Source organism: Reticulibacter mediterranei (assembly GCF_016587455.1).
In genome coordinates, this window is sequence record NZ_BNJK01000002.1 from 1790663 (window position 1) to 1810727 (window position 20065).

Here is a 20065-nt window from a genome sequence, read left to right on the forward strand (position 1 = left end):
TCAGAATTGCGGAGGGGAGCTGGTGGCACGACGACCTCGACATAGCGGTATGAAGCAAAAGAACACTTTATACCGCTACAATGAGCATACAGTTTGCCGCAACGTCAAAGTCAAGCCTTACGTTTCAATACATCGATTGTAGGCAGCAACTCAGATGGGGAGGGCTGAATGATCGCGTCTGGTTACTGGCAGTTGCACCTCGATTACCGCTTCGTCCTGCTCCCCCGACTGCGGCAGTTGGATAAGGATATCTCGCCCCTCTCCACTTATCTGCCATCCATGTTGTTCTATCCAGGTAGCCAGTTTTCCATAACTCCTATGATTATCGTTGACTCGCCCGACGTGTGTAAGGGTTGCCATTGTCTCAATTGCTGGTAATATGCGCTGTGTGAGCATATGCACCTTTGAGAGTTCGACCGCTTGTGGACCATTCCCAATGAGCAGATAGCCGACTTCGACATCGAGCGCTTCAGGATCATACAGAGAAGAATGGATGATGACGGCGATATGACCAGGATTGTTGCGTCCTAACATCGTCGGAACAGTGGTAGCGATTCTGCGAACAAGATGCTGTATCGCGTTCATGCCTGGCAGCACGTCGCGTAGCCCAAGAAACTGCATTGCTGGCACGGCTTTCAGGATTACGTCAGGTTCTTGCATCTGCCCGTGTGTGTCGATCTGCTGCAACCGTGTCTCCACGATACGCAATCGCTCCATCTCTTCCTGAACTGATTGCTCGATCTGGGCTTTACGTAAGGTCAGCATCCCGCGAATTTCATCGATAGAAGTCTGCTGGTCCAGGAGCTGGGCAATTTGTTCTAACGATAAGCCGAGTTCTTTCAGCACCAGAATGCGATTGAGCCGGGGCAGTTGCCGGGCGCTGTAGTAACGATACCCCGTTTCCGGGTCGATAAACTGAGGACTCAGCAGGCCAATCTCATCGTAATACCGCAGCAAACGACCTGAAACCTGAGCAATTTTGGAGAATTCGCCGATACGAAACATATCAATTCCTCCTTAGAGTCTATAGAGGGAGAATTCGCCGATACGAAACATGTCAATTCCTCCTTGTAGATAGGCTCTACAGAGAATGTATAGTTTGACGTTACGGCAAAGTCAAGAGAATTTGTTTTTCAAGAACAGTACAGGGGTGCCGATAAAGAACAAGTGATGGGGAGAGGACCATCCTGTTTCTGCCATCTCTGAAGAAAGGAATATCTGCTATGAACCAATGGAAATTTACTCTTCCAGGCTTTAGTGCGGAGGCTGCTCTTTTGAGTCGAGTCAGCACGAGATCGTTCGCTGCTCCCGCCCCTGTGGGAAGCACAAATCACCAGATTCAACCACAAGCCGCTCTCCTATGCCCCATCGCTTGCGGTCCCGCTATGAAGGCATGTGCTGGAGCTGCCAATCAAGCGCATTGTTTGATACAAGCGGGGGCCGATCAGTGCATGCCATGCCTGTAATTCAAGAAAAGCAGATTTTTCAGAAGGAGATAGGAGGAAAGAGATGCTTCACAAGCATCTGGAGGTGATTCATCTTCTTCCTCTAATGCAACGTACTAGTGGTCGTCCTGACGTACTACTTGGACTGATTGATGGGCCGGTCGCCTTTTTGCATCCGGTGTTCAAGTCGTCTGCCCTCCGTCTTCTGGGCACTACATCGGCTGGCCCTCTTCGTGAGAGCCTCGCGCTCTTGCACGGTACGGCGGTCGCGTCCGTTCTGGCCGCCCGGCGAGATAGCAATGCTCCAGCCATCTGTCCCGCATGCACGTTACTCGTGCGACCGATCTTCGAGGCGGCAAGCGAGCGTCTTGATGGTGTACCAGCCACTACTATGACGATCCTGGCACAGGCCATCGTCGAGTGTGTCGAGGCCGGAGCGCGGCTTCTCAATCTGAGCGTTGGACTGATCCAGTCTTCGGCCTCTGGACAGCAAGAGTTGCAGGAGGCGCTCACCTACGCGAAGGAGCATGGAGCACTGCTTATCACGGCAGCGGGCAACCAGGGCAGCATCGGCGGGTCACTGCTCACCCGTCACCCTTCCACGCTGCCCGTCGTCGCCTGCGATCTTCGAGGGCGACCCCTGGACTATTCCAATCTGGGAGCCTCGACTGGCAGGCGGGGAATCTCGGCTCCTGGGAGCGCTCTGCCGAGTATTGGTCTCTCCAGCAGCCCATTTCTCTTGAGTGGCACGAGCGCTGCTGCTCCTCTGGTGACTGGGACAGCGGCCCTACTGTGGTCGCTATTTCCAACGGCCTCCACCGCCCAACTGCGTTATGCCATTACAGGAGCCTGGTCGTCCCCGCGAGTTCGTCTCGTTCCCCCACTACTTGACGCGTGGCGAGCTTATCAAATCTTACAACAGATCATTCCCTCACAACAACTGAGGAGGTTTGCATGACAGAGCAGCATACGCCTGCTGATCAGCAGGCCAAACATCGGGTGCGTTTGCCGGGCTTTGTCTCCGATGAAGAGATTGGCCTGGGTAATGTGATCAAAAAAGTGACCTCGACGATAGGTATCAAAACCTGCGGCGGATGCCAGCGTCGTGCTGAGGCACTCAATCGCTGGATGTCGTTTACTGGTAGGGGTTCCCGTTAACGCCTACCATACCACAAGACGAGAAAAGGAAACAGAGTTATGGAACCTCTTGAAGCGCTGGAACTGCCAGAAGAAGCGATTATAGGCAATGGAACCTCTACTCTCTCAAGTAATGGAACGGCGCTGCTTGCTCCTCCGACCATTGAGAACGTGACGGCACCATTGCCGTTCGTCCCTGAGCCTGTGACTGGTATGCCTTCTGTTGCTATTTTTGCCCTGGGTCGCATCAACGTGCAATTTCCTACGCTGGCTATCGAGAAGGAATTTGCTCACGCTGCCTCGCAGATCGACACTTCCGGCAAGAGCGACCTGGAGGCCCGTCATCTGGTTTTATCTGCGCCCGAGAACCGCTATTTGCTCCATCATCTCTGCTGGGTCTTTTCGGTGGAAGGTTTAGAGACCTACATCTTGCACCCCAGGAACCCGGCACATTATGATCTGCTGGTCAATGCGATCCGCCCGGTTCCCAGCAACCTCGACGTGGATATCGTGATCGGAATGCGTGGTGAACTGGCTCCCCCTGAAATGTGTAACGGACTGGTGGTTCCCATTGTCCACTTCGACCAGATCTATTCGTTTGACCGCGATCAGCTCATCGCCGCTATTCCCCTGCCAGAAGGGACGCAAGAGTCGCAAGATGGCACCTTCCGGCAGCAGGCTGGCGAGTTATTTGATCGCATGATGCAGATGGCCGATAATGCCGGAGCCACCGATGAAGATCGAGCCTTGAACTTCCTCTCCGTTCGCTACCCGGCGATCTATGCGAAGGCAGCGGAACAGTTCGGCAAGAACTTTCAGTTGACCGGCATAGAGACTCATGCTTCCCGTCTCTCCGGGGCGCGGAAGGTGATGGATGTCATTTTCTCCTATCGGCACCGGCAAACCGATGTCAGCGAGAAGTACTTTGTACGTGTGGATGTGACCGAGGAATACCCCTTCCTGGTTAGTAAGCTGGCTCACTACTTCAGTCGATGAGCCAACGTTCTCGAAGCAGTCGAAAGGAGACGATCATGAAACAGTGGAACGTCACCCTTCCCGGATTTAGTGCGGAGGCTGCCCTCATCCCAACTGAGCGTTTTTTCATTGCTCAAAGCGATGCTCGACAGTTGGGTCCGGTCAGACCCCAGATGTCGGCAGAGCGGAAAGAACGGGTGTGTGGGTGGCTACATCGTCGCTGTGAAGAGGGACAGGCCGGTTCCTGCCGGACGTATCTCACCCATTGTCATAGCTAAAGAACGTTTCAACGGTAAACCTTACCCTTCGTAGTGGAGCGATTGATCGCGTTGGATCGGCCTGTGGTGCGCTTGCGCCAACGCGATCAATCGCTCCACTACTACTTTGTCAAATTTCATCGCCCCTACCATAGACGGTCCCACCCCAGAGGATGTTCTGGATGCACCAACGAATGAAGCTTGACAGAGTACTACGAACACTTTCCCGACGTTGTTTGTATAAATTCATTATTGAATTGAAAGGAGCAGCGAGATGAAGAAGCTCTCAACCTTCCGGGTGCCTGGTTTTTGTGCAGAGGCAGCTCTCAGCCGACGAGAGAAGACTGCCAGGCAGATGGCAACAGGTCAGCAAAAAGCGATACAGGCTGGTGGAATAGTGGTTCCACAGGCCCTTTCTCCTACTGCTTGTGCCTCGTTAAACGCTTCCTGCCGAGCTGGTGACGACTATGCCTGTAGCTTCTATCAAAGCGGGTGTCCATAAGGAACCTAACAGGACTGCACAGATAAGAACACACGATCCACGCACACAGAATGTGTCCTCTTCCAGCAGAGGACACATTCTGTGTGCGTGGATCGTGTGCAGACGCATCCATGAGGGATGTGATAAGATGGGGACGAGAACATATTTTTTCCACTTTCAGGGGGAACTCTATCATGCAAGAGGCTGTACTGCCACAGCTTGCCAGCTGGGAAACTTTTTATGTCATTGTCGGCACTGCTGCGGCAACGCTGACGGGTTTGATGTTCGTCGTGGCTACCCTGGTTGCGGCGGCGCGCCCGCGTGTCTCGTCTCCTGGCGAAGCGTTTGCAGCCTTCAACACCCCGAGCGTCGTGCATTTTGGTGCTGCGCTTCTGATCGCTGCGCTGCTTAGCGCACCCTGGCAGGCGATCTGGCCTGTGAGCTTGCTGCTCGCCCTTGAAGGGCTGGCAGGGATGAGCTATGTCGTGATTGTGCTGCGACGCGCTCGCCATCAACATGACTATCAACCGGTGCTGGAAGACTGGATCTGGCACACGATCTGCCCCTTCATTGCCTATACGATTCTCCTGGTCGCTGCGCTGCTGCTGCCTGTCGATGCGACGCTGGCTCTCTTCTTCATCGGGACGGCTACTATCCTGCTCCTGTTCATCGGCATCCACAACGCGTGGGATAACGTAACTTATATTGCCCTTGAGTTCTCTGAATCAGAGGACACGCCCCAGGAAAAGTAGAGCGTGCCTCTGCTTTTCCTCTCCGGTTGCCTCTTCTTTGTTGGAGATTCGCTAGCTGCATTACGCGAGTTATTGTATATATAACTCTGGTCTGTTATAATGAGAGAAGAAGGCCTTCTACGCATTTTCGTAAAGGATGGTGCCAGGTTATGCATGATGCATTTGCTTCTGCTTTCAGAAGATCCCGGCAATGGCGAGATATCTTCGTAGTTATGATCGTGGTAATGTTCGTAAGTACTGGTTGCTTCCCCTTTCCTCTCCTGACCACTCTTCCACCTGCTTCCCTAACCAACTCGACGGCAAATACAGTCGTCGATGGGAACGCACGCTTTATGGTGTTGACGCCCAGACTGGTGCGTGCGGAATACGCTGAGGATGGCAAATTTCAGGACGCCACGACCTTTAACATTATCAATCGCAGCTTTCCCGCCGTTGCGTATACGACCAGGGTGATCAATGGCTGGCGAGAGATTCAGACTGCTGATCTGCTCATGCGCTACAAAGAAAACTCCGGCGTGTTCTCGCCAACCAATCTCACAGTCCACCTGCAAGGACAATCGCTATCTCCCTCAGCACAATCTTCCCAGATCATTCCTGATTGGGGTCTAGCAGCCATGATGCCTTGTATGTTTGCTCAGGCATGTGAAGCTGAGAACGCAACTTTGAGTGGTGGCGAGATGATACGTTCCGATCACAAGAACGCTGGCGGTACGGGCTTTGTGGCAGATTTCGGAGTGCGGGGCGCAACCACCACCTGGACGCTCCACGATGTCCCAGTAAGTGGCAATGAGATGCTCGCCATTCACTATGCCAATTCGACCGGAGGCGATGGACAGACGACAGCGCGCACGCTCAGCCTCTATGTTAATGGCAGTAAAACAGGAACGATTACTCTCCCCACGACGGCGAACTGGGATACCTGGGGCACCGTGCAGTCAACAGCGCGATTACAAGCAGGCGATAATACCGTTGCGCTTGTTTGTGATACTGGGGATAGCTGTAATGTCAACATCGATACGCTCACCATTCTGGAAACTTGCGTGTTGGGCCAGATCTGCCAGGGTGAGAATGCCACGCTGACAGGTGGCACCACCGTTGCCGCCGACCATCCCGGCTTTATCGGCACGGGCTTTGTTGCGGGCTACGAGCAGACAGGGGCGACGACGAACTGGACGATCCACAATGTATCCCAGGAGAGCGACGCTGTTCTGAGCATTCGTTATGCCGATTTTCTCGCCAGCGACAGCCAGATCACATCCCGTACGCTCAGCCTGAGCGTCAATGGCGGTCAGCCGAATACCGTGACCTTTGCTCCCACTATGAGCTGGGACTCCTGGAACACCTTTACGCAGAAGATTCATCTCAAAGCGGGTGACAATACTATTGCTTTGAGTTGTGGCAGCGGCAATAGTTGTCGCGTCAACATCGATGCGATTGCCGTCACCTCTCCAACGGCGCCACTGCCCCTGATGACGCCTGCGAACCTAGGCGGCTGGGAGCGCAGCCTGGACCAGCAGAGCGATGCCTCGCCCTTGAATAATGGCCTGTTGAGTCGTGATGGCTGGTATCTGCTCGATGATAGCCAGACGGCGCTCTGGAATACGAAAGACTGGCCCACGTCGCGCCCCGTTCGCCAGGGAGCCTATCAGGATGGCTACTTCTTTGGGTATGGTCATCAATACGAGGCCGCGCTCAAAGACCTCGCCCAACTGACGGGAACCTCGCCGCTGTTACCGCGCTGGGCCTTTGGCAACTGGTACTCGCGCTACTTTGCCTATAAGGATACCGATTACGAGCAAACCCTGCTCCCTAAGTTCCGTAGCGAGCATGTTCCCCTCGATGCTCTGGTGATCGATACCGACTGGAAATCGCCCACCCAGTGGAACGGCTGGAACTGGAATGCAAGCCTCTTCCCTGATCCGCAAGCATTTCTCAACTGGGCTAACACTCAGGGTTTGCATGTCACGCTTAATATCCATTCCAGCATTCAGGGCGACGATCCACAATTTGCCAGCACGAACCAGACGGCGGGTGGCCTGACCTCCACCGGGAACAACACCTATGTCTGGGATTGGAGCAATCAGGCGCAGGCGACCTCCTATATGAACCTACATCACCCATTTGACAAGCAGGGAGTGCGTTTCTGGTGGCTCGATTGGTGTTGCGATGCCAGTCAGGTCTCGATGGCTGGACTTAACCCTGACGGCTGGATCAACTACCTCTATGCGAAGGACGCCACCGATCAGGGGTTACGTGGCTTCGCCTTCTCGCGCATGGGATCGGGCTATCATAATTACGCCAACGACTCTTACACGGTTCTCAGCGGCCCCTGGTCCAACCATCGCACCACGATCCAGTTTACCGGCGATACCCAACCAACCTGGCAGATGTTGAGCTTCGAGTCGGCGTTTACGCAGAAAGAGGGCAATGTTGGGCAGACCTATGTCACGCACGATATTGGCAGCTTTGCCGGGAAGCACCTTTCAGACGACATGTACGTTCGTTGGGTCCAGCTAGGAACGTTCCAGCCGATTTTCCGCCTGCACTCAGATCATGGGGATCGCCTCCCCTGGGATTATGATGATGCCGCGCGCCTTCCGGCAGAGCAGTTTATGCAATTACGCGAGGCGCTCATTCCATACCTTTATACGCTGTCCTGGCAGGCCTATAGCAGCGGATTGCCGATGGTGCGCGGCCTGTATCTCACCTATCCAGAAGCGCCTGAAGCCTACGCCTTTGATCGCGAGTATATGCTGGGAGATCAAATGCTGGTTGCGCCAATTACCACGCCAGGGTCCACCGCCTCCACGTCGGTCTGGTTTCCTCCCGGCACATGGACCGACGTGTTCACCGGCAAGACCTATACCGGGCCGATCGTGCAAACGATCACTGCTGATCTGACGAAGATGCCTGTGTTTATCAAGGCCGGTGGTATCCTGCCCTCACAGCCAGCGATGGACTACGCGACGCAGAAGAGCGCGAATCCGCTCACGCTCGATGTCTTTACAGGGGCTGATGGCTCGTTTACACTGTATGAAGACAGCGGCGAGGGACTGGATTACCAGCACAACAATTATGCCCTGACGCCCATCAGCTATTCGCAGGGTCAAGCAACCGTGCAGATCGGGGCCGCTCAGGGACACTATGCGCAACAACCGACCCAACGGCAGTACGCACTCAACCTCATCAACGTCAAGGCTGCGCCCTCCAGCGTCACAGTCAATGGACAGACATTGAAGCAGGCCAGCAGCGGCGTCGGCTGGAATTATGACGCGAACGCGCAGATGGTTCACGTGACGGTTGATCAGCAGAGCGCGCAGGCGGCGCTGGTTATCAAGCTGAACTCGTGAGTTGCCTGGCTCGTTCAATACAGTCGTAGTCGCTCGATTTATCGCATATTTCAGCAAATGCGGGATAAACCGAGCGACTACGACTGCATTGAATTAGAAAAGTCGGAAGGAGGTATAAGATATATGCTGTACCTGGATGTGCGCAAAAACTTTGAGGAGAAGGTGTCCTATGTGGCGCGGCATGTCAATGGCATGATGGTTGATGAGCAAGCGAGCTATCTGACCGTTGATTGCGGCGTGCCAAGCGATACATTCAACGTCATTGTGGTCAGGGGTGCATCTCTCTCGACCCAACTGCTGGCGAGCATAGAGCGTTTTACCACAAGAGGCATTCCGTTCGCTCTCTGGTACTGGGAAAATGCTATCGATGCCGCAAGTAATACAACGCTGATGCAGCAGGGACTGAGCCATGTCGAAACGCATACCGCTATGACAGCCGATCTCTCACAGGTGCAACTTACCTCTCGTCATCTTGAAGGCCTGGAGATCAGGCAGGTCACGACTGCCCACGAGTTGCAGCAATTTGGAGAGGTGATAACGGCCCTCTTTGGAGCTTCGCGCGAGGGACGCCAGGTGGCTGTATACTTTCAACAAGTGTGTGCGTATCCGCTCAGTATGTTTCCTGCGATGCGTTACTATCTTGGCATATTTCATGGCACCGTCGTTGCGACCGGAACGCTCTTTGTTGGTAGTCAGACCGCAGGGATCTACGATGTTGTCACTCATGATCAGTATCGTAGAAGAGGGATTGGGAGCATAATATTTCATCATCTGCTCAAAGAGGCCATAACCACGAGCCGTCGCTATGCCGTGCTACAGGCGTCAAAAGATGGGCTTGGGATCTATATAAGGGCTGGTTTTCAAGCAACCGGGGACGTTTTAACGTTTGAACAGAACGGTGAGGGTGGATCATAAAGCGCTATCAATGCTGTTGTCGTCCCATGATTTATCACGCATTGTATAAATGAATGAGCGATATATGATGATTGCTGCATTTAGCACCTGAGACGGAGAGGGCTGCCCGAATATGGCAGGGGAGACGGCTTGGCCTCGCCTGTCTCCCCAGGTCACACGATGGGGTGAACCAGGGCGAGGCCAAGCCGTCTCCCCTGCCATATTCGGCTTCCCCCGGAGGATTTCGTGATGCGCCAATTATTGCACAACGACGCTAGCATTTTCATACATAGATAGTCGCTACGATTTGTCGTACAATGAACTTGCCAGATGAGCGCCCTGAACGATCTGGTGCGGTCTAGCCTGCGATTCATACTGCCAGGAGGTACAGCGTGCTCGATTTCCCGACAGGCACTATCACGCTGCTTTTCACAGATATTGAAGGGTCCACACGGCTGCTTCGTCAGCTCGGCGATGAGTATAGCGAGCTGTTGACCTCGTGCCGTACGCTGCTGCGAAATGCTGTCCAGGAACAGCACGGCTACGAGGTCGATACGCAGGGAGATGCGATTTTTGCAGTGTTCGCCAGGGCCAATGATGCGCTCTCTGCCGCTACAGCAGCACAACGCGCGCTCGCCGCCTATGCCTGGCCGCAAGGGGTGCAGGTGCGGGTACGCATGGGGTTGCATACTGGCGAGCCTGCCCGCGTCGCCGAAGGCTATGTGGGCCTGGATGTCCATCGGGCCGCGCGCATTATGAGTGCCGCGCATGGGGGACAGGTGTTGCTCTCCCGGACGACGCGTGATCTCGTGGTGAACGATGAGATCGAAGGAGTCAGCTTGCGCGATCTGGGAGAGTATCGCCTCAAAGATTTTGAGCAAGCGGCGAGTCTTTATCAGGTGGTAATTGCTGGCCTGCCTGCCGATTTCCCACCTCTCAAGACGCTTGATAGTCGCGCGGACATCCTCCCCGTGCCGCCAACCGCGCTTGTTGGTCGTGAGGATGAGGTGGCGCACGTCGGAGCGCTTTTGCGTCGCGACGATGTGCGGCTTGTAACCCTATCAGGACCGGGCGGCACCGGCAAAAGTCGCCTCTCGCTTCAGGTGGCAGCAAAGCTCCGTGGCGCGTTCACGGGAGGTATTTTCTTTGTCTCGCTCGCCCCGATTACTGATCCCATGCTGGTTCTGCCTGTTATTGCACAGGTGCTTGGCATTCGCGATGGGATCGAACGAGATCTGATGGCACGCGTGGTGGAAACGCTGCAACGGAGAGCCGTCTTGTTAGTGCTAGACAACTTTGAGCAGGTGATCGGAGCCGCAGAGCAGGTGGGAGATCTGCTTGCGTCGTGCCAGGGGCTCAAGATACTGGTGACGAGTCGCGAGGTATTGCATGTGCGGGCCGAATACGAGTTCGCTGTGCCTCCGCTGGAACTGCCTGACCCCGCACATCTTCCCGCATTGGAGGAACTCGCAAGCTGCTCTTCGGTCGCTCTTTTTGTGCAACGTGTGCAGGCGGTGAAGCCCGAGTTTCGTCTGACGACGGCGAATGCCAGAGAGATTGCGGAGATCTGCGTGCGTCTGGATGGGTTGCCACTGGCAATCGAGCTGGCGGCTGCACGGATGAAGCTGCTCTCGCCCCAGGCATTGCTCGCTCGCATGGGGAAGCGCCTGGCTTTGCTCACGGGAGGAGCGCGAGATGTGCCAGCACGACAACAGACGTTGCGCAATACCATCTCCTGGAGCTATCACCTGCTCAATGAGCAAGAACAGCGGCTTTTTCGCTGGCTCTCAGTGTTTGTCGGCAGCTGCGCCCTGTCATGCGTCGAGGCTATGTGTACCCGGACGGGCAACGACATGGATGATATTACTTCCCTGGTCGATAAGAGCTTGCTGCGGCCCGGCGAGCAAACGGAGGAGGAGAGCGGCGAGGAGCCACGCCTCCTGATGCTGGAAACGATACGTGAATACGGGTTGGAAATGCTTACCACCAGCGGCGAGGCTACAGAGGCACGGCAGTGGCATGCAGAACACTTTTTGCAGCTTACGGAAGAGGCTGTGCCCGCGCTGGATGGCCCGCTGCTCACCGCCTGGCTCAATCGCCTTGAACAGGAGCATGATAATTTGCGGGCTGCGTTGCACTGGCTTTTATCAACTGAATTTGAGACTGATGCCAGTCAGGTAGCGTTGGCCTTACGCCTTGCTGCCGCGCTGGAGCGCTTCTGGGTCGTGCGTGGCTATCGCAACGAGGGGCTGACATTCTTAGAGCGAGCGCTGAGAGAAAGTGCAGGAGTGGCCCCGGCGGTGCGTGCAAAGGCGTTGCTGGTTGCTGCCCGCCTCACTTCTATGCAGAGCGATTATGAACGAAGCAAGGAACTGGCTCAGGAGAGCCTAGCGCTGTTTCGGGAACTGCAAGACAAACGCGGTATTGCCCTCTCTCTCAATCGGCTTGGTATCGCTGCCTGGCGACAGGCCGATTTCGCAACGGCCCGTGTTTTGATGGAAGAAGACCTCGCCCTCTACAGGGAGCTTGAGAACCCGGATCGCATCGCCTGGTCGCTCTTTGCGCTCGGCCTGCTCAACATCAAGCAGGGCGAATATGCCAGGGCTGCTGCCTCGTTTCAGGAGAGTTTGGCGCTCTTCAGAAAGCTTGCCAACAAGCGAGGGATAGCAGCCTCTTTGACCCAGACTGCTGCTACTCTGTTTCTTTCTCAGGGCGAACAGACGATGGTGTATCCATTGCTCTCACAGGGACTCGCGCTCGACCGGGAAGTTGGCGACAAGGAAGGAATGGCGGTTACGTCTCTGCTGCTCGGTTCAGTGGCACTCAAACAGGGAGATTTTGCCACTGCACGGACGCGGATAGAAGAGGCACTGCGCCTTTATCGAGAGATGGGATATCAAGAGGGGATAGCAGAAGCGCTTGCCCTGCTGGGAAAAGTGGAGACGGCACGGGGAGATCTGCCCTATGCCAGTACGCTCTATGAAGAGAGCATAGCGATGGCGCGAGAACTGAATCAGCGAGAATTGCTTGCTATTGGACTGGAAAGACTGGCACCCCTGAGAGCAGTCCAGGGCGATCCTGCTCAGGCGGCGCGGCTCTGGGGACTTGCGGAAGCGCTGCGAGAAGCGCTTGGCGCGCCCCTGCCCCCTGTTGAGCGAACCGACTATGACGCCGCCGTTGCCGCTGTTCGTCACCAGCTTGGTGAGCAGGTCTTCGTCTCTACCTGGCAAGAGGGACGCCTCCTCCCGGTAGATCAGGCGCTCCCAGGTGCGGCAACGCCGCTATCACCTCAACAGAAGCGGCAGATTGTGAGCTAGCGACACGCTCCTCGTTTTCTCTATGAACCAAACAGCCAATGATTTCGTATTACCAATGGAGGATACCGATCAGGGCAGAGATAACTCTGACGGCTCTTTATTACTCGCTTGTCAGGATAGACGTTCCACACAGTGTATCAGCATGGAGGTAGGGAAGATGCCTGTTGAGAAAGAGAATGGTTATGGAACAGACCGGGTTAGAGCATGCACACGATGGCGAATATCAGGAATCGCAAGCGCAAATGGAAGAGGCGGTCAGATCTGCTGCCAGATTGAAAGAGATGGAACTCAGGACATTAAGATCAGAAGAATTAAAAAGAATAGAATTTCGCCATACCATCATCCAACTGGCGCTGACAGGTTTTGGCGCTATCCTTGCCCTCGGCATACAACAAAAACTCTCGCTTGTCCTCTTGTTTTATCCCTTCTTGATGCTCTGGCTTTCGTTGCTCTGGAGACAAAACGCCGAGATGCTCACGAAGCTACGTGGGTATATCGCAACTCATATTGAATCTGAGGAGCACCAGTGGGAGAGGGCGCTCAAGACACAGTCCCATCCGACATGGAACTATGACAATGTGTTCGCGTGTATCTTCATCGGCTCTGAACTGATTGCGTTGGGGATAGGGATAGCACAAAATCCTCAAAATATCGTTTTTATTATAATAGCATCTTTCTGTACTGTAATAACGGTATTCCTCCTTCTGGTAAGATCACTGCCGATCACTGAATTTGTAGATACTTCATCTGAAAGTATATCATAGTCCATGCATCTTATTGGGCTTGAATGTTTTCTAGAAGAGCTTGCCTATGCTCACACATTCCACAAGTGGGTGAAGATCAAGGAGTTTGGAGAAAATGAAACAAGATCTTGATTCTACAAAATATCAGGGTGGGCATGCCAAGCAGCCACCAGTCGAGCAGCTTGAGCTCCTGGAGGAGGCGAAGATCTCCGAACTGCTGCCGGGCATCGCGGATCAGCGGTTCGAGGCGAGCGGCGTTGTTGCCAGGGATGGATGGTTCTATGTGATCTTCGACAACTCAACGAACATTGGCTGTATCAAGGATGGCCTTCGTGCGACCGAGGGGAATCATCTCATCGAGCAGAATCAGGGGGCTGCTGCTGGGTACGAGGACATCGCCTATGATCCCATCACCAATCGTTTCTACCTCCTGATCGAAGTTCTGCCACATTTCGGGAATCTCGTGGCGAAAGTGGAAGAGTATGATGAACAGTTTCGCTATATTTCTAGCGGCTGGCTCGATTTTCCCCTCGACCATCCCAACAAGGGTCTGGAGGGATTAACCTGCATTCATCAGGCCGGGCAGACCTACCTGCTTGGTATCTGTGAGGGCAATAAATGCAGGGGAGGAGCAGCCGGGCGCAAACCGGGAGGAGGCAGGATACAGATCTTCAGGAAGGATCAGGATCGCTGGGACCACATGGGCACGATGAAGTTGCCGAAATCGCTGTGGTTCGAGGACTACAGTTGCCTGGCTGTAGTCGATGACCGTATTGCTGTTGTCTCGCAAGCTTCCTCGGCTGCGTGGATCGGCAGGTTCTCCCCATCGAGTTGGGAAGTCGTAGACGAAGGAAGCGTTTACAGGTTCCCATTGGACGACAAGGGCAAGGTTCTCTACTGCAATATCGAAGGAATCTCACGAGTGGACGCTGCTCGCTTCGTTGTCGTGTCCGACAAGGCGAAGGTGAAGGAGCAGAGCAAGCGGTGTTGCGCCAAAGAGATGTCGATTCACGTCTTCAAGACGCCCAGGCATCGGGAGAACCAGTAAATCAATTCGCCTTTTCTGCTGCGTGTGTATCGGGAAGGGCGAATTAAGTAATGCCGAGCAGGTGCAGGTGGTGATTTATGTGAACCGTTTTGTTGCCTGGATACACAAAGAAGCACGAAGCCTCGCTATCTCCGTTCCCGTTCCTAAAAAGCTTGACGCTAAAGCTTGACGCTGTTTTTTCGACCATGTATACTGATGCCGTAAATTTGAACTGAGTTGCTCATCAACTCAGTTCACTTCATATTTGGAGAAGTATATATGGAAGCATCTGAAAATAGAAATGAGACAGGAACCGACGAGGCCAGAAGACCAACCGCTTTGGAAACACTGAAAAAAGCTGGCGAGGACAGGATAACGATGCTCAGCGATGGCATTTTTGCGATTGCTATCACGTTGCTCGTCCTCGATATTCGCATTCCAGACGGGGTGGCAAATTACGAGGCTTTCAAAGAAGCGCTCACAGACGATTTTTTTGATGGCACGCTCTTTTATGCAATAACCTTTGCTGTTTTGGCCGCTTACTGGATGAATCATCGGCGATTGATGAATATTGTCGAGCGTATCGATGGCATCTTTCTCTGGCTGAATCTCCTCTTTCTCGCCTTTGTCGCCTTCTTCCCTGTCGTCTCTAACCTCTTGAAGTTCTCTCAGTTTCCCGAAGCCGTTGTTATTTATACGGTTGTGCTGGCCGGGTGTGGCTATTCCTCGCTGCTTCTCTGGATCTATGCCTTTAAAAACCATCGCCTTGTTTCGGTGGATAGAGCTATTCATCACAATGCATCTCGCTTCATCGGCGTCTCGATCATTCCGACGTTTCTCCTGCTGACGTTGTTTCTCCTGTTCGTTCCCTATTTTCGCTCTTCTCCAAGCGATCTCTTTTATACATGGTTTCTCTTGCCCGTTGTCAACATTATCTGGCGAGTCGGCTCAACAAAAAAAGATAAGATGGATTGAATGAGCTATGTAGAATTATTGTGTGAGAAAATAGGGTTGATGCTATATTGCCGAGATGCGGCTCTTCCTGTTATACTGGATACATCCTGAAAATAAACCAGGATAGGACTGAGCAATGCATAAGCGACTTCCTCATGAAGCCAGCGTTACATCTGGTTTCACTTTATTGGTACGGAGTGCTGGGAGGAATTGAAGCATGGCAGATGCGGCCCGGTATGATATCAAAATAGACCTGCAAGGATTGATTCGTCTCCTTGCAAAAAACCTGTATACAGAGACCGATGTGTTTGTACGTGAGCTAACGCAGAATGCTCATGACTCTATCAGGAGGCGCAGCGAACTCGAACCAAACGCACCACTGGGGACGATCCATATCCGTATCGATGCTCTCAATGGGACGATTGCGTTTACAGATAATGGAGCAGGTCTGACCGAGTCTGAAATACATGACTACCTCTCGACTATTGGACGTAGTGGTACCGATGCGTTTCGTCAGGAACTCATGAAAAAAGGCCGACAGGCAGAAGTAACGCTGATCGGCCAGTTTGGTATAGGGCTGCTTTCGGCGTTTGTTGTTGCCTACAAGGTTGAGGTGGAAACGCTCAGCCTTCAATCTGAACAGCAGGCGTGGCATTGGACCAGCGAGGGGCAGCGTGAGTACGAACTGGCGTCAGGCACACGAACCATCATTGGGACGACCGTTCTGTTACATATCAGCGATACCTATCGCTATGTACTCAATTCCGACGAATTGCGCAAATCGATCAAAAAATATGCGGATTTTCTGCCATACCAGATATTTCTCAATGACGAGCGCGCACCAGTCAACGCCGTCAATGCTCCCTGGCATCTCAATTTTACTTCTGAATATGAAAAATTGCAGGAATATGCATTATTTATCGCCAGACGCTTTCCCGACTTTATCCTTGAAGTGTTACCCATCGAGTTGAAAGATCCCTATCCTGTAAACGGGGTATTATATATTACCGACCGCCGCACTCTGGATGAGAATGCTACCGGGCTGGTTGATGTGTACCAGAACCGCATGTTTGTGATGAGCAACAATCGTACCCTCTTACCACCCTGGGCCAGGTTTATGCGTGGAGTGATTGACTCTCCCGCCCTGACGCTGACAGCCTCACGGGATACCATTCAAATGGATGGGATTGCGCGGGAGATTACCGAGGCGTTGGGAAATGTCATCGTTCGACACCTGCAAGGGCTGGCACAGAGCAATCCGACACATTTTGAAGAGATTATGAAGTGGCATGCCTTTCATATCCAGAACATGGCGCTCGACTATAACGACTTCTTTGATGCGATTGCTGAGCTGATCCCTTTTGACACAAACCGGGGGCCAATGAACTTGCAGCGGTATCGCGAACAGTCGTTGCGCATTGGGAACACAGGCGGCTACGACATTTTTTATTTCCGTGAGCGCAGCAGCGCCGCCCAGTTTTACATGTTGTGTAATGAAAAAAATCTGCTGGTCATTAATGCCGGTTCTATCTTTGAAGATGAATTTATTGAAAAGTACGCCCAACGTCATCCAGATGTACGGCTGCATCTGATCAGTGGGGCGGGCGGGGATATTCTTTTTGAGCGCCTGACGGTGGATGAGATGAGAGCCTTCCAGCCCTTAGAAGCTGAATTTCGGAAGGTCGTCATCCAGAATATGCTCAATGAACTGCGTATTGTGCGCTTCAAACCCAATACGCTCCCGGCGGTAACTATACTGGCCGGTGATGCCAATCTTCAGCGTGAACTGCAAGAGGCCAGAAGTAATATTCGTCTATCGGGATCTCTGCGAGTGTTAGCGGAACGTCTGTTGAAAGAGCGTCGCGTGCCCATTACGATTCAACTGAACGCCGACAATCCCACCATCCAGCAACTCGCTCAGATGGCCGCTAACCATATGACTCATAATGAAGCCTATCAGGTTGCTATACGCGCTATCTGTAGTAACGCTATTTTGCTTGCGCTGCACCTCATCACGCCCGAGATGGCCCAGGCAATCTTTACCAGTTCTAACAATACAATTAAATTACTGATCGATCAGACCGAACAACTCCAGGAGCTGCAAGGCCGGCTGAGCGCCACGCAACTGGCTCTGCAAGCAAAAGAGAAGCAGGAAATGGAGACCGCTCAGCGTGAGCAGATCACACGTAGCAAGCATATCACCTGTATGGTTGCGCTCCCCTTTAATGATAACGCTACCTTTGCCTATAAAAGCGTGTTGTTCCCAGCTCTACGCAAGGTTTTAGAGCAGCATCCCTACTATTGGCAGGTCGCACGTGCCGATGAAAAATACTATCATAGTACCGTCCATGCCAATGTTGCGCGCTGGTTAAGGCAGGCCCACGCCTATATTGCCGATATCTCTGACTTAAACGCCAACGTGCTATTAGAACTGGGCTACATGTTCTGGGGAAAAGAACCCTGGCAACCGGTGATCGTGCTACAACGAGAACAATCAAACAAGGTAGATCTGGCGGATCTGGGAGGGATCATCCGTATCACCTATCCAGATGTGCATAATGAACATGCTGTGGATGATGTTGCTACGAAGTTAAAGGCCGAGTTTGCGAAAGATCAGAGCATTCAGAAGCTCAATCGCATGAAAGAGGAGCATTATCTTTCGCCGTTTTTGCTCGAAGACAAGGGGGCAAGAGATGAAGTAGCAAAAAGTCTTACTGAGCATTTCCCATCAATAGAAAGTTTTGTGCAAGCAGAGAGTAGTCATGTGAAGCAGCTTGTAAGAAACGTCCCGCCGGGATTGTTAGAGTACCTCCAGGGTGAAATGGCTAAATCATTACAGGAGATAAAAGGCCATGAATGAATTTGATTCGTGGCTTGAAGAATTTGAAATACGGGAACTCCTAGATCTGGCGCACAGCAGCTTTGATGGTGGGCAATATGCTGATGTGGAGCAGTTAGTGGAGGAAGTATTACGCCATCTGGGAGAACCACACCTCGATAACCTGCCAGAACGCATTGAGGCACGTGTGTTGTTGGGAAGTGCGCAATTACTACAAGGGAAAGACATAGAAGATGCGTTCGAGAACTTTATGTGGATTACGAGCCTGGTGAATAATGCCGATTATAGCTCACTCTTTAGAGAGGATAACATCAGTCTTTCTAATGTGGTGGAGGCTTTTGGTAAACTGATCGATTGTGGAAGCTTTTTACCCGATATCGCACTTGAGGATTTATTTCGTACTATTGATGAAGGTATAAATTGGCTGGAACAGATCGGGAGAATGGAATGGCTCGCGGCGTTCCGCTTGCGTAAGGGCTTATTATTTCTCCACCAATACAAAAAAGAACAGGCGCTACAAGAGCTAGAAGCAACTCTTGCTTTGGGTTATCGTTACCCGGAGTTCATCCATCTGGTTGAGTGCAAAATAACATTAGCTGAGGCACTGTATATATCCCCGTTGCCGGATTTTGAACGTAGCCTGCGACTGCTTGAAGAAGCGTTGGAAGAAGCTGAGTATCCTGATGAGCTATGTAGAGTGTATCTGTTAAAGGCGAAAGTGCTACGCGAAAAAAATTTACGGCAAAGAGACTTCGATGAAGCTTTCATTGCTGCCCAGGAAGCCGTAGAAATTGCTCGTACTCTTCAGGCGAACCCATATCTTTCCGACGCTTATGTAGAGCGAAGCCGCATCTCTTTTGAGATGGAACACTATCAGGACGCTGTGGCTGATTTGAATGAGGCTGAGCGTTTTTATGTATCTGGCAGCACTATATTCGCTTCGCGTGGTGGCCTCTATATGCAGATGGAACGCTACGAGGAGGCATTGGCAGACCTCAATCATGCCATTGAACTGGAAGAAGCTGAACCCTGGAGCCTCGGTCAGCGCGGGAGCCTCTATGTCCGCATGGAACGCTACGAGGAGGCATTGGCAGACCTCAACCATGCCATTGAGTTGGGAGGAGCCGATCCCGATCCCTGGATCATCAGCTGGCGTGGTAATTGTTACCTCTTATTAGAGCGCTACGAGGAGGCATTGGCAGACCTCAACCGTGCCATTGAGTTGGGAGGAGCCGATCCCGATCCCTGGACTCTCGGTCAGCGTGGTGAACTCTTTCTCTTGAGAGGGAGCTACCAGGAAGCCCTGACAGATCTCAATCAAGCAGTCGCACTGGGAACAAAGGGAAGTGACTGGAGGTTCTATGTGCGCGCAAGAGTATATCGGCAATTGGGGCAATCAGAACTGTCGAACGAGGATATACAAACTGCCATTCAGCTTCTACAAACGGAGAAAAAAAACGGAACCGTTTATTGGTGGAAGAACTTTAATCTTGCTCTCTATACCCTCTTTCATGGCGAGGATGTCAGCGCACAGGCTCAATATGAACAACTCATAGCAACCTGTCCATCTGCTATACCACTTCAAGAAGCAAGAAGAGATTTGAAGGATGTGCTGGAGCTACAGCCCCAACATCAATTAGCCAGGCAATTGCGCCAACAAATGAACGAGCGCATCGCAGTGCTTCAACAAACCGCTCATTCGTAAAGAACTGCCTCATCTGAATTAATAAAAAAACGAGATTTATCAAAACTATAAGGATAACCTTGACAGAACGGGTGACAGTCCTTTATGCTTTAGTATACGCGAGAGAGAATTCGGTGATACTGACAATGCTTGCGTCGCCAGCAACCAGTTCCCAATTACAGCGCGATTTTGTTTGCCAATGACAACGAT

The 20065-nt window shown here is 52.6% G+C and carries 17 protein-coding genes; 16 read left to right on the forward strand and 1 reads right to left on the reverse strand.

The window, feature by feature from the left end; genetic code table 11:
• Positions 1–150: 150 nt before the first annotated feature.
• Positions 151–1005, reverse strand: coding sequence for a MerR family transcriptional regulator (locus K3T83_RS46345; protein WP_220209932.1), 855 nt, complete (start codon positions 1003–1005; stop codon positions 151–153).
• A gap of 218 nt (positions 1006–1223) precedes the next feature.
• Here K3T83_RS46345 and K3T83_RS46350 point away from each other — a divergent pair, with 218 nt between their 5' ends.
• The 16 genes from K3T83_RS46350 to K3T83_RS46425 all read left to right on the forward strand — a co-directional run bounded on the left by K3T83_RS46350 (position 1224) and on the right by K3T83_RS46425 (position 19876).
• Positions 1224–1466: a hypothetical protein gene (locus K3T83_RS46350; protein ID WP_220209933.1), complete on the forward strand. Its 243-nt coding sequence runs from the start codon at positions 1224–1226 to the stop codon at positions 1464–1466.
• 43 nt (positions 1467–1509) lie between these two features.
• Positions 1510–2403: a S8 family serine peptidase gene (locus K3T83_RS46355; RefSeq protein ID WP_220209934.1), complete on the forward strand. Its 894-nt coding sequence runs from the start codon at positions 1510–1512 to the stop codon at positions 2401–2403.
• Positions 2400–2603: a hypothetical protein gene (locus tag K3T83_RS46360; protein WP_220209935.1), complete on the forward strand. Its 204-nt coding sequence runs from the start codon at positions 2400–2402 to the stop codon at positions 2601–2603. Before K3T83_RS46355 ends, K3T83_RS46360 begins: the two co-directional genes overlap by 4 nt.
• Positions 2604–2642: 39 nt before the next feature.
• Positions 2643–3578: a cyanobactin maturation protease PatG family protein gene (locus K3T83_RS46365; protein ID WP_220209936.1), complete on the forward strand. Its 936-nt coding sequence runs from the start codon at positions 2643–2645 to the stop codon at positions 3576–3578.
• A 35-nt stretch (positions 3579–3613) separates the two neighbouring features.
• Complete coding sequence (locus tag K3T83_RS46370; RefSeq protein ID WP_220209937.1) at positions 3614–3835, forward strand: hypothetical protein; 222 nt, start codon at positions 3614–3616, stop codon at positions 3833–3835.
• A gap of 253 nt (positions 3836–4088) precedes the next feature.
• On the forward strand, positions 4089–4316 hold the full coding sequence (locus K3T83_RS46375) for a hypothetical protein (protein WP_220209938.1): 228 nt from the start codon (positions 4089–4091) through the stop codon (positions 4314–4316).
• Between the two features lie 173 nt (positions 4317–4489).
• Positions 4490–5047 (forward strand): hypothetical protein, encoded by a 558-nt coding sequence (locus tag K3T83_RS46380; protein WP_220209939.1) that lies wholly within the window; start codon positions 4490–4492, stop codon positions 5045–5047.
• Positions 5048–5196: 149 nt separating this feature from the next.
• Positions 5197–8397 (forward strand): TIM-barrel domain-containing protein, encoded by a 3201-nt coding sequence (locus tag K3T83_RS46385; protein ID WP_220209940.1) that lies wholly within the window; start codon positions 5197–5199, stop codon positions 8395–8397.
• Between the two features lie 123 nt (positions 8398–8520).
• Positions 8521–9312 carry a GNAT family N-acetyltransferase gene (locus tag K3T83_RS46390; RefSeq protein WP_220209941.1) on the forward strand — a complete coding sequence of 264 codons (792 nt, stop codon included), beginning with the start codon at positions 8521–8523 and terminating at the stop codon, positions 9310–9312.
• Between the two features lie 71 nt (positions 9313–9383).
• On the forward strand, positions 9384–9569 hold the full coding sequence (locus tag K3T83_RS46395) for a hypothetical protein (RefSeq protein WP_220209942.1): 186 nt from the start codon (positions 9384–9386) through the stop codon (positions 9567–9569).
• Between the two features lie 114 nt (positions 9570–9683).
• The gene (locus tag K3T83_RS46400) at positions 9684–12608 is read left to right on the forward strand and encodes a tetratricopeptide repeat protein (protein WP_220209943.1); all 2925 of its coding nucleotides are present in this window, start codon (positions 9684–9686) and stop codon (positions 12606–12608) included.
• Between the two features lie 182 nt (positions 12609–12790).
• Positions 12791–13372, forward strand: a complete 582-nt coding sequence (locus tag K3T83_RS46405) for a hypothetical protein (RefSeq protein WP_220209944.1) — start codon at positions 12791–12793, stop codon at positions 13370–13372.
• A gap of 94 nt (positions 13373–13466) precedes the next feature.
• Positions 13467–14399, forward strand: coding sequence for a hypothetical protein (locus K3T83_RS46410; RefSeq protein WP_220209945.1), 933 nt, complete (start codon positions 13467–13469; stop codon positions 14397–14399).
• Positions 14400–14657: 258 nt separating this feature from the next.
• Complete coding sequence (locus K3T83_RS46415; RefSeq protein WP_220209946.1) at positions 14658–15353, forward strand: TMEM175 family protein; 696 nt, start codon at positions 14658–14660, stop codon at positions 15351–15353.
• Between the two features lie 196 nt (positions 15354–15549).
• Positions 15550–18192: an HSP90 family protein gene (locus tag K3T83_RS46420; RefSeq protein ID WP_220209947.1), complete on the forward strand. Its 2643-nt coding sequence runs from the start codon at positions 15550–15552 to the stop codon at positions 18190–18192.
• Positions 18185–19876, forward strand: coding sequence for a tetratricopeptide repeat protein (locus K3T83_RS46425; RefSeq protein WP_220209948.1), 1692 nt, complete (start codon positions 18185–18187; stop codon positions 19874–19876). Before K3T83_RS46420 ends, K3T83_RS46425 begins: the two co-directional genes overlap by 8 nt.
• Positions 19877–20065 lie beyond the last annotated feature (189 nt).

What these genes read in the sequence shown, in the direction of transcription:
- K3T83_RS46355 (WP_220209934.1), top strand. Translation starts at nt 1,510, where the DNA reads ATGCTTCACAAGCATCTGGAGGTGATTCATCTTCTTCCTCTAATGCAA.
- K3T83_RS46385 (WP_220209940.1), top strand. Translation starts at nt 5,197, where the DNA reads ATGCATGATGCATTTGCTTCTGCTTTCAGAAGATCCCGGCAATGGCGA.
- K3T83_RS46415 (WP_220209946.1), top strand. Translation starts at nt 14,658, where the DNA reads ATGGAAGCATCTGAAAATAGAAATGAGACAGGAACCGACGAGGCCAGA.
- K3T83_RS46350 (WP_220209933.1), top strand. Translation starts at nt 1,224, where the DNA reads ATGAACCAATGGAAATTTACTCTTCCAGGCTTTAGTGCGGAGGCTGCT.
- K3T83_RS46345 (WP_220209932.1), bottom strand. Translation starts at nt 1,005, where the DNA reads ATGTTTCGTATCGGCGAATTCTCCAAAATTGCTCAGGTTTCAGGTCGT.
- K3T83_RS46360 (WP_220209935.1), top strand. Translation starts at nt 2,400, where the DNA reads ATGACAGAGCAGCATACGCCTGCTGATCAGCAGGCCAAACATCGGGTG.
- K3T83_RS46405 (WP_220209944.1), top strand. Translation starts at nt 12,791, where the DNA reads ATGGAACAGACCGGGTTAGAGCATGCACACGATGGCGAATATCAGGAA.
- K3T83_RS46420 (WP_220209947.1), top strand. Translation starts at nt 15,550, where the DNA reads ATGGCAGATGCGGCCCGGTATGATATCAAAATAGACCTGCAAGGATTG.
- K3T83_RS46370 (WP_220209937.1), top strand. Translation starts at nt 3,614, where the DNA reads ATGAAACAGTGGAACGTCACCCTTCCCGGATTTAGTGCGGAGGCTGCC.
- K3T83_RS46365 (WP_220209936.1), top strand. Translation starts at nt 2,643, where the DNA reads ATGGAACCTCTTGAAGCGCTGGAACTGCCAGAAGAAGCGATTATAGGC.
- K3T83_RS46380 (WP_220209939.1), top strand. Translation starts at nt 4,490, where the DNA reads ATGCAAGAGGCTGTACTGCCACAGCTTGCCAGCTGGGAAACTTTTTAT.
- K3T83_RS46390 (WP_220209941.1), top strand. Translation starts at nt 8,521, where the DNA reads ATGCTGTACCTGGATGTGCGCAAAAACTTTGAGGAGAAGGTGTCCTAT.
- K3T83_RS46425 (WP_220209948.1), top strand. Translation starts at nt 18,185, where the DNA reads ATGAATGAATTTGATTCGTGGCTTGAAGAATTTGAAATACGGGAACTC.
- K3T83_RS46410 (WP_220209945.1), top strand. Translation starts at nt 13,467, where the DNA reads ATGAAACAAGATCTTGATTCTACAAAATATCAGGGTGGGCATGCCAAG.
- K3T83_RS46375 (WP_220209938.1), top strand. Translation starts at nt 4,089, where the DNA reads ATGAAGAAGCTCTCAACCTTCCGGGTGCCTGGTTTTTGTGCAGAGGCA.